The following is a 12,997-nucleotide window of genomic DNA, read 5'->3' as shown; positions in this document are numbered from 1 at the left end:
GTCCCATTTTAATGTACGTCGTAAATAGTTTACAACGTAATTGATTGTGATCCCGGTCGCGGGGACCCGACGTGCACAATGACGGGGTGAGCATCGAGTACAGCGGCACCGGCGACCCGACCCGGAGCATGGAGCTGCTCTGGGGCGTCGGCGAGGACCGGCCCCGCCGGGGACCGAAGCCCAAGCTCACCGTCGCGGGGATCACCGCCGCCGCGATCGCGGTCGCCGACGCGGAGGGCCTCGACGTGCTCACCATGCGCCGGGTCGGCGAACAGCTCGGCGTGACGGCGATGTCGCTGTACAACTACGTCCCCGGCAAGGGCGAACTCCTCGACCTGATGCTCGACGCGGTGTACGCGGAGGTCGGCCCGCCCGCGCCGGCGGACGCCCCGGGGGAGCCCGTGGGCTGGCGGGCGCGCCTGGAACGGATCGCCCGGGACAACCGGGCCCTCTACCTGCGCCACCCCTGGCTGCTCCGGGTCGCGACCAGCCGCCCGGTCCTCGGCCCGCACACCATCGCCAAGTACGACCGCGACCTGCGGGCCGTCGACGGGCTCGGCCTCACCGACATCGACATGGACCTGCTCGTCCAGCTCGTCAACGACTACGTGCACGGGGCCGTCCGGGGCGCGGTCGAGGACGCCCAGGCGGTCCGGAGCACGGGCATCACCGACCTGGAATGGTGGGAGGCGCACGCGCCGCTGCTGGCGCGGGTGTTCGACCCGGAACGGTTCCCGGTGGCGGCGCGGGTCGGGTCGGCGGCGGGCGAGGAGTACCAGGCGGCCCACGACCCGTCCCGGGCGTTCGAGTTCGGCCTGAAGGTGCTCCTGGACGGCGTCGAGGCGAACCTGCCGCCCCGCTGACCGCCCACGCGCCCGCCGCGTCAGCCCCGCCCGGCCGCCCGTTGGGCCAGCCCCGGCGGCGTCACCCCACCTGTAGCGACACCGCCACCGCCCGGTGGTCCGACGCCCGGCTCTCCGGGGTCACCACCCCGTGGGCCACGAGCCCGGCCGTGACCAGGACGTGGTCGATCTGCTGGGTGGGCACGTCGGCGGGGAACGTCGGCACCGGCCGGCTCGGCGCCAGCGCGTCCGTCAGCCCCACCGCCGCCAGCGGGGCGAACGCCGGCGCGCCCGGCTCGATGTTCAGGTCCCCGGCCAGTACCACGGGCCGGCCCCCGGCGGACAGCTCACGGACCAGCTCGGCCGCCGCCGTGGCCTGGCGGACGGCGGGGGAGTCCCCGGCGGGCTGGAAGTGGGTGGACACCACGGCCAGTTCGCGCCCGCCGGCCACCCGGAGCACCACGCCGAGCGCCTGCGCCCCGGTCGGGCCCTCCCTCGGCAGCGCGACGGACCGCGAGGACACGATGGTGGCCCGGGTCAGGACCGCGTCGCCCCAGACCTGGTCGGCGGCGGGGGCGAACACGTAACGCATGCCGAGGCGCTCGGCGAGCAGGCCCAGGGTGTCGTGGCCGCCGTTGAGGAACCAGCCCCGGTCGACCTCGCTGAGGAGTACCACATCGGGATTCTGGCTCTGGATCGTCGCCGCGAGGGCGTCCACGGAGAACCGGCCGTCCAGATCGAAACCCATCCTGATGTTGTACGAGACCAGTCGCAGCATCCCCGGCGGCTCCGCCGACGTGACGGCCGGCAGCGCCCAGAGTCCGAAGAGGAGCGCCAGCCCGCCGGCCAGCACCGCGTCGAGGTTCAGCACCCGAGGCCACACGCGGGCCCGCGCCCGGACGGCCGCCCGCGCGCCGAGCAGGGCGGGGACGGCCACGGCCAGCGCGGCGAGGAGGACGGCGACGAGCGTGGCGGAACCGGAACCGGAGCCGAGGTCGAGGTCGTAGGAGGCGTAGTACCCGAAGAGGAGGGTCACGCAGACGAGCAGCCCGCCGGCGGCCGCGAGACCGCGCCGCACCCCGGATCCGGCGCCGCTCCCGCCCGTGCCGGCCACGCCTGTGCCGCCGGCCGCGTCGGCCGCGTCCGGGGCGGAACTCCGGATGTCGCCATCCGCCGCGCCGCCCCCGCCACGGCTGGCACCAGCCACGCCCGCGGCGCGGGCCGCCCGGGCCGCCGCGCCCAGGCACAGCCCTAACCCGACCGCCACGCCGGCCGACCCGGCCACCAGGAGCCACCCGCTGGCCTCGTTGGCCACGGCGACGGACCCGAGCAGCAGCAGCGCGGCCAGCCCCGCCAGGGGCACCCGGAGCCGCTTCCGGCCCACCCCGGACAGCCGGTTCCCCAGCACGCAGGCCCCGACCAGCACCGCGACCGCCCACACCCCGGCCGCCGCGCCCACCCGGGCCGTCGCACCACCGAGGATCCCGAACAGCAGCACCGCCGGCCCGACGGCGAACCAGAACCCGGCCGGGGCCGCGACCTTCCCGGACGGCGCGCGCGGGGTGGCCGCCACCGCCGCGAGACCGGCGAGGACCAGGACCAGCCACACCCACCAGCCGGTCCGCCACATCAGGTCCACGCCGCCGAGGACCGCGTGGCCGAGGGCACTGAGCGCGAAGCCGCCGAGGACCGCGTTCGCGGCGGCCCGGCCGGGCAGGCCGCCGACCGCGAGGCCGACGAGCCACCACAGGCCGCAGATCAGGGCGGCGGTGGCGAGGTAGAGCTGGGGGCGGCCGCCGTGGGTGGCCTGGAGGAAGATCCGGGCCACGGCGAGGCCGGCCACCGACGCGGTCGCGAACCGGCCGGGGCCGACCCACCGGGCCAGCGGCACGCCGAGCAGCGCGACCGCGAAGCAGGCGAGGGCGAACAGGCCGAGCTGCTCGGCCGGGGTGCTGCCGGCGGCGCCGTACACCGTGATCAGGGAGGGTAGCCAGACCCTGAGGACATCGATGAGCAGCGCTATGCCGAGAGCCATGGTGATCACCGTAGCGATCACCATGGCCCTACGGAAGTGGCGTCAGGACACGTTCAGCGCCGTGTCGTCGATGACGAACGACGTCTGGAGCGAGATGTCCTCGGTGCCGGTGAAGTTCAGCACCACCGTCTGGCCGGCGAAGGCGCCGACGTTGAACGACTTGAGGGAGTAGCCCTGCGGGTTGAGGTTGGAGTACGTGGCCAGCACCGTCGAGCCCACCTTCACGGTCAGCTTGTCGTACTGCACGGTCGTGGTCGTCTCCGCCGTGGTGATCTTCAGGTAGAAGCTCAGCACGTAGCTGGAGCAGCCGGCCGGGATGCTGACCGTCTGCGACAGGGTGTCGGTGTGCGTGGTGCCGTAGCCGTCCAGCCACGCGCTGCGGGTGCCGGTGCGCGGGGCCCCGGTGCCGGCCCACGCGCCGATCACGCCGGTGGTGGACGTCCACGGCGCGGTCGCCGTCTCGAAGCCGGGGTTGCCCAGCTTCTGGCCCGGGCTGGAACAACCGCCCGTGCCGTTGACCGTGAGCGCGTAGGACGTCGTCCGGGTGACGGCCGTGCCGGTACCCGTGATCGTGTACGTCCCCGGTGCCGCCCCCGTCGTCGTGGCGATGGTCGCCGTCGAGGAGAAGCCGGAGCTCCCGGAGGCCGGGCTGAACGACACGGTCACGCCGGCCGGCTGGCCGGAGGCCGTCAGGTTCACGGTCTGCGGGGCGCCGGCCGTGGTCGTGGTCGTCACCGTCGCCGACAGCGAACCGCCCGGGTTCGTGCTGCCCGAGGCCGGGCTGACCGCGATGGAGAAGTCCTGGCTGGCGTTGCAGGGCGCGTCGTTGCCGGCCACGTTGACCGACGTCCACGACGACTGGACGGCCTTGTACTCGGTGCTGCACAGGCCGTAGAGGTCCGTGGCGGCCGTCAGGGTCTGGGCGCGGGACGTGTTGGCGGGAGTGGTCGTGTTGACGTACTTCGTCGTGGTCGTGAAATACAGGTCGAGCGCCCGGTACCAGATCTTCTCCGCCTTCGCCCGGCCGATGCCGACCGTGCCCGGGTTGGAGCCGCACAGCGGGGAAGTGCCGTACGGCGTCGAGCCGGTGCCCTCGGCCAGGTTGAAGTAGAAGTGGTTGCCGACACCGGAGGAGTAGTGCACGTCCACGCTGTTGGTGCTGGTCGACCAGCAGGTGTGCGAGGAGCCGTCGAGGCCCGGGTTGTACATGTACCGCAGCGGGGTGCCGTTGCCGTTGATGTTGATCTTCTCGCCGACCTGGTAGTCGCCCGGATCGGAGGACGTGTTGGCGTAGAACTCGACCATGTTGCCGAAGATGTCGGACGTGGCCTCGTTCAGCCCGCCGGACTCGCCGGAGTACTGCAGCCCCGACAGCGCCTCGGTGACGCCGTGCGACATCTCGTGCCCGGCCACGTCCAGCGAGACCAGCGGGCGCTGGTTGCTCGCGCCGTCGCCGTAGGTCATCTGCGCGCCGTCCCAGAACGCGTTGATGTACGCGTTGCCGTAGTGCACCCGGCTCGGCACGCCGGCACCGTTGCCGAAGATGCCGTTGCGCCCGTGGGTGTTCTTGAAGTAGTCGAACGTGACCGCCGCGCCGAAGTGCGCGTCCACGCCGGCCGAGGCCCGGTCGGACTGCGTTCCGTTGCCCCACGTGTTGTCCGTGTCCGTGAACGTGGTGCACGTGCCGGAGCCCTGGTTCATGTCGCAGGTCCGGCCGTTGCCGTGCGACGGGTCGACCATGCTGTAGGTGCTACCCGACAACGTGGTGTCGATCGTGACCGCGCCGGAGTAGACGCTGTTGCCCGTCCCCGCGACCAGCGCGCCACCACTCGCGCCGGACCCGGAACCGAAGCTCTTCACCTCGTCGTACCTGTTGAGGACGGCGCCGCTGTGCGCGTCGGTGAGGACGTGCAGCACGCTCGGGGTCTGCCCGTTCGTGCCACGGACGACGGTCTCCCACGCCAGCCGGCCGGTGCCGGAGGTGGCGTCGACGACCAGGGCCGGGTCCCGCACCCCGGAGACCGTCCCGGTGAACTGGCCGCGCGCCTTCGCGGCCGCCGAGGCCCGGCCGACGCCGGGGTTCGTGGCGAGGGTGAGCGGGGCGGACAGGCCGTTGGACGCCGTGACCGCGCCGCCGGGGGCGGTGTGCGTGACGAAGTCGCCGCCGATGACGGGCAGTCCCTGGTAGGTCCGCTGGTAGCGGACGTGTGACGTGCCGTCGGGATCCACGACGGTCCGGGTGGCCCGGTAGGCGTCGCCGGGGCCGCCGGCGAAGGCCGCCCGGTGCGCCGTGAGTGCCTGGTCCAGTCCGGACGGTGTCGGGGAGGCCGTCGCTGTGGTGGACACGCCGGCCAGCAGGCCGACCACCAGAACGGCTATCCCACTTGCGGCGATGGATTTTCTCATCGGTGAGTCTCCCTTGCCGAAGGGCCGCGTTATGCGGTTGTTACATCTCTAGCAGTCGATCTTTTGTCCAGTAAAGAGCTTGATTGTTATCGATGTGTTAGTCGCCGTCACTTAACGGTGGACCGCCGGGTACTCTGCGCGATGTGCGTAAAAGGTTGAATTGGGGCATAGGAATCGTGGCAGTGGCGGCGCTGGCGGGCTGCGCCCAGGCGGACCCGAAGCCCGCGGCGAAGCCCCAACCCGTGCCCGCCCCCACCGCGACCAGCGCGTCGCCGACCCCCGCCATGGACGTCCTGCCCGGCATGCCCCCGCCGCTGACCACGGCCGACGTGTACGCCGCCTCCGGGTCCAACAAGTTCAGTCCCGCCGTGGCCGGCGCGCGCGAACTCGTGTACGTGCCGCACAACGGCAGCCACGACGTGTGGGTGATCGACCCCAAGACGTACCAGGTGATCGACAGGTTCGACGCCGGCCGCGAACCCCAGCACGTGGTCCCCGGCTACGACATGAGGACCCTGTACGCGACCGCCGACGAGATCCCCGGCGGCACCCTCACGCCGATCGACCCGAAGACGGGGCGGCCGGGCGAGGTGATCCACGTCCAGGACCCGTACAACCTGTACTTCACCCCCGACGGGAAGTACGCGATCGTGGTCGCTGAGGCCTACAAGCGACTCGACTTCTACGAGTACCCGTCGTGGAGGCCGCACAAGAAGCTCTCCGTGCCCGAGTGCGCCGGGGTGAACCACATGGACTTCACCGCCGACGGCAAGCGGGCTCTGGTGACCTGCGAGTTCGCCAACCGGATGATCGTGCTCGACGTGGCCACGATGGAGCAGGTCGCCAGCTTCGCCCTCGACCAGGTGCCCAACGGGATGCCGCAGGACTCCCGGCTGTCCCCGGACGGCAAACGGTTCTACGTCGCCGACATGCACGCCAACGGGGTGTACGTCTTCGACGGCGACGCCACCAAGCAGATCGGCTTCATCCCGACCGGCCAGGGCGCGCACGCCGTCTACTTCTCCCGCGACTCGAAGCGGATGTTCGTCACCAACCGGGGCGAGGGCACGATCGTGGTGCTGGACCCGGTGACCGGCGACAAGCTCGGCAAGTGGACGATCCCCGGCGGCGGCAGCCCCGACATGGGCGCGCTGTCCGCCGACGGCACCCAGTTCTGGGTGTCCGGCAGATACCACAACGAGGTGTACGTGTTCGACACCACCAGCGGCGAGCTGCTCCGGAGGATCCCGGTCGGCTCCGGCCCGCACGGCCTCACGTACTGGCCGCAGCCCGGGCGCTACTCACTCGGGCACACCAGCAACATCCGGTGACGGGCCGCCGGCCGGCTTCCCTCCGGCCGGGGGTCCGGCGGTGCGCGCCGGGGCGCCGGACGGCACTTCCCCGCCGTCCGGCCCGGCCGCGTCGTCCGGGGCCGCAGTCTCGTCCGGAGCCGGAGCCGGGGCCGTCACCGGCGGGCCCGCCCCGCCCCGCCTCCTACGCCGCACCGACAGCCACGACAGCGCGAACAACGGCCCCACCACCAGCACCGACACCAGCTGCCACGGCCACCGCCAGTTCCGGTCCGCCCGTTCCTCCACGGCCCCGCCCCCGGACACCCATCCCGTCGTGGTCGTCGACCACACCATGAACGAGTCCCCGATCGGCACCAGCCCGCCGAGATACCGGTCGCCCACCCGGAACCCGGTCGCCTCCGCCAGCCCGGACAGCTCGGCCGCCGTCCGCTGGTCCCCGAACAGCACCGCCGTGCCCAGCCCCACCGCGCTCGCCGACGCCGACAGCCCGAACACCAGCGGCCCCGAGTCCACGTCGCCGCCGCCGGAACTCCCGCGCGGGTACTCCCGGATCCCCGGCGCCCCCGGCACCGTCGAGGCGAAGGTCTCCCGGAACACCGTCCAGTCCTTGCGCGCCCGGGCCGGGTCCAGCTCCGCCAGGAACCGCAGCGCCACCACCTGCGACGTCGCCCGCGCCCCCTCCAGCGGCCGGCCGCTGACCGGGTCGGTCGTGTGCGGCAGCAGCCCGGTCGCCGGGTCGCGGCGCTCGTCGGACGCCGCCAGCCACCGGCCGATCACGTTCGCGTAGTCGCCCGCGTCCACCTCGTCGGCCAGCGCCAGGGACGCCACCGCCACCACCGAGTCCACCGGCCAGGCCTGCCCCGGATACGACGGCAGGAACGGCGTCGGGCTGGCCAGCAGCACCTCGGCGAGCTGCTTCGTCTCGGCCGCCAGCTGGGGCCGTTCCGGCGCGGCCGGGTCGGCGGAGAGCTTCACGATCCCGCCGCGCAGCCAGTTCGACCAGCCGACGTAGAACGCGCCGTAGGCGGGGGACAGGTTGGGGGAGAACGGGGCCCGGCCGGCGTCGGAGTCCACGTGCGCCAGCGCCCAGCGGGCCTCGGAAAGAGCCCTCTTCTGGTGTACCGGCGAGCGCAGCCCCACGTTGACCCAGCTCAGCCCGTACAGCTCGTAGGAGAAGAAGTACCCCTCCGGGAAGAGTCCCTGGGCGTCCCCGGCGGCCCCGTCCTCCAGCGTGCCCCGCAGGTACTCCAGCCGGGACACCGCCTCGGCCACCACGTCGGACGTGCGGCGCTCCAACGGACTCGGCGCGTACAGCCGCACGTTGACCAGCCCGGCGAGCAGCGTCACCAGCATGGTGACGGACAGAAGGAGGACCCGGCGCATCGGCCGATCATGCCAGTACCCTGACGTCATGACCAAGGATCGATCCGCGTTGGCACTCGCCGGCCTGCTCGCCGGCATGGGCGCGCTGCACTTCCTCAAGCCGCGGCCGTTCGACCGGATCGTGCCCCGCGCGCTGCCCGGCTCCCCCCGGTTCTGGACCTACGCCAGCGGGGTCGCCGAGCTCGCCGTCGCCGCGAGCGTCGCGCTGCCCGCCACCCGGCGCGCGGGGAGCTACGCGGCGGCGGGGCTGTTCGCGGCCGTGTTCCCGGCGAACGTGCAGATGGCGGTGGACGCGCGGGGCGGTTCCCCGAAGGCGAGGGCCATCGCCTACGGCCGGCTGCCGCTCCAGCTCCCGCTGATCGGCTGGGCCCTCAAGGTCGCCCGCCGCGCCTGACCCCGGTCCGCACCGGACCGCGTCGTGCCGGCCGCACCGGACCCTGCCCGCATCGTGCCGGCGGCCCCTGGCCCGTGTCCGTCGGGGACCATTCCTGTTATACCAGTCATGATCGCCCGTATCGTCACCTTCCTGACCGCCCTGCTCGTCGTCGGCGCGGCCACCCCCGCCCCGGCGGCCCCCGGCCTGCCCCGGTTCCGCGCCACCGGCGCCTACCAGGTCGCCGTCCGCCAGACCGGTGGCTTCGCCGGGGTCGACCGCACCGTGACCCTCAGCCGGTGGACGGCGCACGTCGACGCCCCCCGGGTCCTGGAGCTGGCCGGCGGTCCCGGGTTCCGCGCGCTCGCCCCCACCTACAGCCGCCCCGACCTGTGCTGCGACCGGTTCAACTACGAGGTGACCGTCTCCTACCTCGACGGCGCGGCCAAGACCGTCACGCTGCTCGCCGAGGCCCCGGCCCCGAAGGTGCTCCGCGACGTGATCGACGAGACTCTGCGGATCGGCACCCCGACGGCCCGCCGGGTCGCGATGCGCTAGCCGGTCACCGGGGACCGCGCCCGGGCCGCGCGCCGGGGGACCCGTACCCGTCGGCTATTTGCCCTTGCCCTTCCACTTGAAGTGCACGAACAGCCGGCCGAAGTTGTCGGAGTCCTTCTCCACCCGGTGGTACAGCGCCTTGATGTCCTTGCGCTCCAGGAACCGCAGCACGGTCTTCTTCAGCGCCCCGGACCCCTTCCCCGGGATGATCTCGACGCTGGTGGCCTTCTTCTCGACGGCCTGGTTGATGATGTCCTGCAACGACCGCTCGATGTCGCGGCCCTTGTTGAAGATGTCGTGCAGATCCAGCTTCAGCTTCACAGTCGTCCCGCCTCGATGATCCGTCGCACGAACTGCCGGGTGCGCTCCTCGGTCGGCGACCCCAGCACCCGCGACGGCGGCCCGGACTCCAGGACGCTGCCCCGGTGCAGGAAGCACACCCGGTCGGCGACCTGCCGCGCGAAGCCCATCTCGTGGGTGGCGATCACCATGGTCATGCCGTCGTTCTTCAGGTCCCTGATCATGGTCAGTACCTCGCCGACCAGCTCCGGGTCCAGCGCCGAGGTGACCTCGTCGAGCAGGAGCAGCCGGGGCGCGTTGACCAGGGCGCGGACGATCGCGACCCGCTGCTGCTGCCCGCCGGACAGCCGGTCGGGGTACTCGCCGGCCCGGTCCGCGAGCCCCACCCGGTCGAGCAGCTCCCGGGCCTTGTCCTCGGCCTCGCGGCGGGGCAGTTTGTGCACCCGGACCGGGGCCAGGGTGATGTTGTCCAGCACGCTCATGTGCGGGAACAGGTTGAACGACTGGAACACGATCCCGATCCGCTGCCGGACCACGTCCGGGTTCACCCGGGGGTCGGTGATGTGTTCGCCGTCCAGCCGGATCGCGCCGTCGTCGATGTCCTCCAGCAGGTTCACGCACCGCAGCAGGGTCGACTTGCCAGAGCCGGACGCCCCGATGAGTACGACGACCTCGTGCTCGCCCACGTCGAGGGACAACCCGTCGAGTACCACATTGGGCCCGAAGGTCTTGCGGACGTCCACGCAGCTCAGCACAGGGTTCACGAGGTGCCTCCCGCCGACTGCCGCCGGGCCGCCCGCAGCGTCACCCAGTCGGTCACGGCGATCAGCGGGATGGCCAGCAGCACGAAGATCAGACCCGCCACGATGTACGGCGTGAAGTTGTAGCTCGTCGCGACCTCGATCTGGGCCGCGCGCACCGCGTCGATCACCCCGGCGATGGACACCAGTCCCACGTCCTTCTGCAACGCGACCAGGTCGTTGAGCAGCGCGGGCCCCACCCGGCGCACCGCCTGGGGGAGCACGATGTGCCGCATGGTCTGCCAGTAGGTCAGGCCCAGGGAGCGCGCGGCGGCCCGCTGGCTCGGGTGCACCGACTCGATGCCGGCCCGGAACACCTCGGCGATGTACGCCGCGTACGTGATCACGATCGCGAACCCGCCGAGCACCACCACGGGCGGCGTCCACTCGAACCGCAGGCCCGGCACGCCGTAGCAGAGCACGTACAGCACGATGATCAGCGGCATGCCCCGGAACCCGTACGTGTACAGGGTCGCCAGCGCCCGGACCGGGAAGAACACCGCCCCGCGCAGGGTCTTGACCACCGCGACCAGCAGACCCAGCGCCAGGGCCCCGGCCGCGCAGAACAGCAGCAGCCACAGGTTGAGCACCAGGCCGTCGAGCACGGCCGGCAGCGCGGACCGGGCGGTGTCCAGGTCGAGGAACGTCTCCTTGACCTTCTGCCACCCGGGGGAGCCGGTGACGGCCACGACCAGCCCGGTGCCGAGCACGACCGTGGACGCCGCCGCGATCAGCACCGACCGCAGCGCCCGGGACCTCTTGTAGGCGACCCGTTCGAGCTGGAGCCCGCTGGGCTGGTACGTCACGAGAGTTCGCGGGCGCCGTCCGCGCCGGCGAGCCACTGCTTGGCCAGCTCGGCGAGCTTGCCGTTGCTGCGCAGCTGGTCGACGGCCTGGCTCACGCAGCTCGTCAGCTTCGAACCCTTGTCGAGCACCAGGCCGAACTGCTCCTGCTGCACGCCCGGCAGCGGCGGGAGCTGGCCGACGATCAGGGAGTCCTTGATCTCGGCCCCGGTCATGTAGAACGCGGTCGGCAGGTCCACGACCAGGCCGTCGAGCGTGCCGTTGGCCAGGGCGGCCTTCGCGTCGTCGTTGTTGTTGTACACGCCCGGCTTGTCCGTCGGCTTGATCACGTCGGTGATGGCCTTGTAGCTGGTCGTGCCGACCTGCGCGCCGAGGTTGGCGCCCTTGAGGTCCGCGATCGACTTCGCGCCCGCGATCTTGGAGCTCTTCAGGGCGATGACGGTCTGCTTCACGTCGTAGTACCCGGTGGAGAAGTCGACGGCCTTGCGCCGGTCCTCGGTGATCGAGAACTCGTTGATGTCGAAGTCGTACGCCTTCGGGCCGGGCGCGATCGCCGCGTTGAAGGTGACCCGGGTCCACACGACCGAATCCTTCGGGTACCCGAGCTTGTCGGCCACCGCGTACGCCACGGCCGACTCGAAGCCCTGGCCGCTCTCCGGCTTGTTGTCCACGAACCACGGGCCGTAGACCGGGTTGTCGGTGCCGATCGTCAGCTTGCCCTTCGCGAGGGTGGGCAGCTTGTCCGCCGTACACCCGAAAGCGTCCGGCTTGGTGTCGGACTTCTTGTCGGCGGCGGTGCCGCAACCGGCGAGGGCGAGCAGGGCGGCGGAGCCCACAGCGAGGGCGAGACGGGCACGAGGCATGACATGGATCCTAGAGTGAAGGCACGGCGCGGTGGTCCGAAACGGCGACGGGGCGGCCTCACCGAGCGGTTGAGCGCTCAAACTACCGGCCGCGTCCCGTCATCCCGTCACTGAGCTGGCGTGTTGCTGGTCACGCCGTGTTCCACACAGGAAGCCGACCAGCCCGCCGGCAGCACCTGGACCTTCATCCGCCGCCGGCACTCCGGGCAGAACCGGGGCGGTTCCATCTCCCGGGCCCGCGAGCACGCCTCGTGGCCGCCCTCGGCGGCGGCCAGCCCGCAGTGGTCACACCACTTCAGCACCGCGACTCCTCCCGACCCCGTCACAGGGTCGTGTTCAGGGCCTTGATCGGCATGTTGAGGTCCACGAGCAGGCTCAGGTCCTCGTCGGCGGGCCGGCCGAGCGTCGTCAGGTAGTTGCCGACGATCACGGCGTTGATGCCGCCGAGCAGGCCGTCACGGGTACCCAGGTCGCCGAGGGTCAGTTCGCGCCCGCCCGCGTACCGCAGAATGGTCTTCGGCAGTGCCAGCCGGAACGCGGCGATGGCCCGCAGCGCGTCGGACGTCTCGACCAGCGGCAGCTCCTCCAGCGGGGTGCCGGGGCGCGGGTTGATGAAGTTCAGCGGGACCTCGTGCGGCTGGAGCTCCGCGAGCTGTGCCGCGAACTCGGCCCGCTGCGCCAGGGACTCGCCGAGGCCGAGGATGCCGCCGCAGCAGACCTCCATGCCCGACTCCCGGACCATGCGCAGCGTCTCCCAGCGCTCCTCCCACGAGTGGGTGGTGACGACCTTGGGGAAGTGCGACTTGCAGGTCTCCAGGTTGTGGTTGTACCGGTGCACGCCCATGTCCACCAGGTCGTCGACCTGCTCCTGGTTGAGCATGCCCAGCGACGCGGCGACCTGGATGTCCACGGCCTCCTTGATCGCCTTGACGCCGTCGCGCATCTGCTTCATCAGCTTGGCGTCCGGGCCGCGCACGGCGGCGACGATGCAGAACTCGCTGGCCCCGCTCGCGGCGGTCTGCTGCGCGGCCTTCACCAGCTCGGGGATGTCGAGCCACACGCTGCGCACGGGGGACTGGAACAGCCCCGACTGGGAGCAGAAGTGGCAGTCCTCGGGGCAGCCGCCGGTCTTGAGGGACACGATGCCCTCGACCTCGACCTCCGGGCCGCACCAGGCCATCCGCACCTCGTGCGCGAGCTGGAGGGCGTCGGGGAGCTGGTCGTCGGGCAGCTCGAGGACCTCGAGGACACCGGCCTCGTCCAGGCCGACGCCGGTGGGCAGTACTTCGCGGCGGGCCCGCGCGAGGACATCAGACATGGC

At 71.9% G+C, this 12,997-nt stretch carries 13 protein-coding genes; 4 read left to right on the top strand and 9 right to left on the bottom strand.

The window, feature by feature from the left end:
• Window positions 1-86 precede the first annotated feature (86 nt).
• The gene (locus AB0M43_RS18385; RefSeq protein WP_363726105.1) at window positions 87-863 is read left to right on the top strand and encodes a TetR/AcrR family transcriptional regulator; all 777 of its coding nucleotides are present in this window, start codon (window positions 87-89) and stop codon (window positions 861-863) included.
• Between the two features lie 61 nt (window positions 864-924).
• On the opposite strand, the gene AB0M43_RS18380 is transcribed toward AB0M43_RS18385, so the two are convergent.
• Both AB0M43_RS18380 and AB0M43_RS18375 read right to left on the bottom strand, forming a co-directional pair.
• The gene (locus AB0M43_RS18380) at window positions 925-2,877 is read right to left on the bottom strand and encodes an endonuclease/exonuclease/phosphatase family protein (RefSeq protein ID WP_363726103.1); all 1,953 of its coding nucleotides are present in this window, start codon (window positions 2,875-2,877) and stop codon (window positions 925-927) included.
• Window positions 2,878-2,919: 42 nt separating this feature from the next.
• Entirely contained in the window at window positions 2,920-5,283 is a 2,364-nt protein-coding gene (locus tag AB0M43_RS18375; RefSeq protein ID WP_363726102.1) for a M4 family metallopeptidase, read from the bottom strand.
• 176 nt (window positions 5,284-5,459) lie between these two features.
• Between AB0M43_RS18375 and AB0M43_RS18370 the strand changes: the two genes are divergently transcribed.
• Window positions 5,460-6,614, top strand: coding sequence for a beta-propeller fold lactonase family protein (locus tag AB0M43_RS18370; protein WP_363726100.1), 1,155 nt, complete (start codon window positions 5,460-5,462; stop codon window positions 6,612-6,614).
• Here AB0M43_RS18370 and AB0M43_RS18365 read toward each other — a convergent pair.
• The gene (locus tag AB0M43_RS18365; RefSeq protein ID WP_363726098.1) at window positions 6,585-7,979 is read right to left on the bottom strand and encodes a hypothetical protein; all 1,395 of its coding nucleotides are present in this window, start codon (window positions 7,977-7,979) and stop codon (window positions 6,585-6,587) included. The genes AB0M43_RS18370 and AB0M43_RS18365 overlap by 30 nt on opposite strands.
• 28 nt (window positions 7,980-8,007) lie before the next feature.
• Here AB0M43_RS18365 and AB0M43_RS18360 point away from each other — a divergent pair, with 28 nt between their 5' ends.
• Together AB0M43_RS18360 and AB0M43_RS18355 are read left to right on the top strand one after the other, a co-directional pair.
• A complete protein-coding gene (locus AB0M43_RS18360) occupies window positions 8,008-8,373 on the top strand; it encodes a hypothetical protein (RefSeq protein WP_363726096.1) in 366 nt (121 codons plus the stop codon).
• 108 nt (window positions 8,374-8,481) lie between these two features.
• Window positions 8,482-8,910, top strand: coding sequence for a protealysin inhibitor emfourin (locus tag AB0M43_RS18355; RefSeq protein WP_363726094.1), 429 nt, complete (start codon window positions 8,482-8,484; stop codon window positions 8,908-8,910).
• A 54-nt stretch (window positions 8,911-8,964) separates the two neighbouring features.
• On the opposite strand, the gene AB0M43_RS18350 is transcribed toward AB0M43_RS18355, so the two are convergent.
• The 6 genes from AB0M43_RS18350 to bioB all read right to left on the bottom strand — a co-directional run bounded on the left by AB0M43_RS18350 (window position 8,965) and on the right by bioB (window position 12,994).
• Window positions 8,965-9,231 carry a Smr/MutS family protein gene (locus tag AB0M43_RS18350; RefSeq protein ID WP_363726092.1) on the bottom strand — a complete coding sequence of 89 codons (267 nt, stop codon included), beginning with the start codon at window positions 9,229-9,231 and terminating at the stop codon, window positions 8,965-8,967.
• The gene (locus AB0M43_RS18345) at window positions 9,228-9,974 is read right to left on the bottom strand and encodes an amino acid ABC transporter ATP-binding protein (protein WP_363726090.1); all 747 of its coding nucleotides are present in this window, start codon (window positions 9,972-9,974) and stop codon (window positions 9,228-9,230) included. The genes AB0M43_RS18350 and AB0M43_RS18345 overlap by 4 nt, the downstream gene beginning before the upstream one ends.
• Window positions 9,971-10,816: an amino acid ABC transporter permease gene (locus AB0M43_RS18340; protein ID WP_363726087.1), complete on the bottom strand. Its 846-nt coding sequence runs from the start codon at window positions 10,814-10,816 to the stop codon at window positions 9,971-9,973. The genes AB0M43_RS18345 and AB0M43_RS18340 overlap by 4 nt, the downstream gene beginning before the upstream one ends.
• Window positions 10,813-11,676: an ABC transporter substrate-binding protein gene (locus AB0M43_RS18335; protein WP_363726085.1), complete on the bottom strand. Its 864-nt coding sequence runs from the start codon at window positions 11,674-11,676 to the stop codon at window positions 10,813-10,815. The genes AB0M43_RS18340 and AB0M43_RS18335 overlap by 4 nt, the downstream gene beginning before the upstream one ends.
• A gap of 107 nt (window positions 11,677-11,783) precedes the next feature.
• Window positions 11,784-12,002, bottom strand: a complete 219-nt coding sequence (locus tag AB0M43_RS18330) for a hypothetical protein (RefSeq protein WP_363726083.1) — start codon at window positions 12,000-12,002, stop codon at window positions 11,784-11,786.
• Complete coding sequence (gene bioB / locus AB0M43_RS18325) at window positions 11,999-12,994, bottom strand: biotin synthase BioB (protein ID WP_363726081.1); 996 nt, start codon at window positions 12,992-12,994, stop codon at window positions 11,999-12,001. Before bioB ends, AB0M43_RS18330 begins: the two co-directional genes overlap by 4 nt.
• Window positions 12,995-12,997 lie beyond the last annotated feature (3 nt).

Origin of the sequence: Longispora sp. NPDC051575, assembly GCF_040681875.1 — a bacterium.
Lineage (GTDB): Bacteria > Actinomycetota > Actinomycetes > Mycobacteriales > Micromonosporaceae > Longispora.
Note: the sequence above shows the minus strand (reverse complement) of the source record. Positions and strands in the feature narration are given on the sequence as shown.

What these genes read in the sequence shown, in the direction of transcription:
- AB0M43_RS18365 (WP_363726098.1), bottom strand. Translation starts at nt 7,979, where the DNA reads ATGCGCCGGGTCCTCCTTCTGTCCGTCACCATGCTGGTGACGCTGCTC.
- AB0M43_RS18380 (WP_363726103.1), bottom strand. Translation starts at nt 2,877, where the DNA reads ATGGCTCTCGGCATAGCGCTGCTCATCGATGTCCTCAGGGTCTGGCTA.
- AB0M43_RS18335 (WP_363726085.1), bottom strand. Translation starts at nt 11,676, where the DNA reads ATGCCTCGTGCCCGTCTCGCCCTCGCTGTGGGCTCCGCCGCCCTGCTC.
- AB0M43_RS18355 (WP_363726094.1), top strand. Translation starts at nt 8,482, where the DNA reads ATGATCGCCCGTATCGTCACCTTCCTGACCGCCCTGCTCGTCGTCGGC.
- AB0M43_RS18375 (WP_363726102.1), bottom strand. Translation starts at nt 5,283, where the DNA reads ATGAGAAAATCCATCGCCGCAAGTGGGATAGCCGTTCTGGTGGTCGGC.
- AB0M43_RS18360 (WP_363726096.1), top strand. Translation starts at nt 8,008, where the DNA reads ATGACCAAGGATCGATCCGCGTTGGCACTCGCCGGCCTGCTCGCCGGC.
- bioB (WP_363726081.1), bottom strand. Translation starts at nt 12,994, where the DNA reads ATGTCTGATGTCCTCGCGCGGGCCCGCCGCGAAGTACTGCCCACCGGC.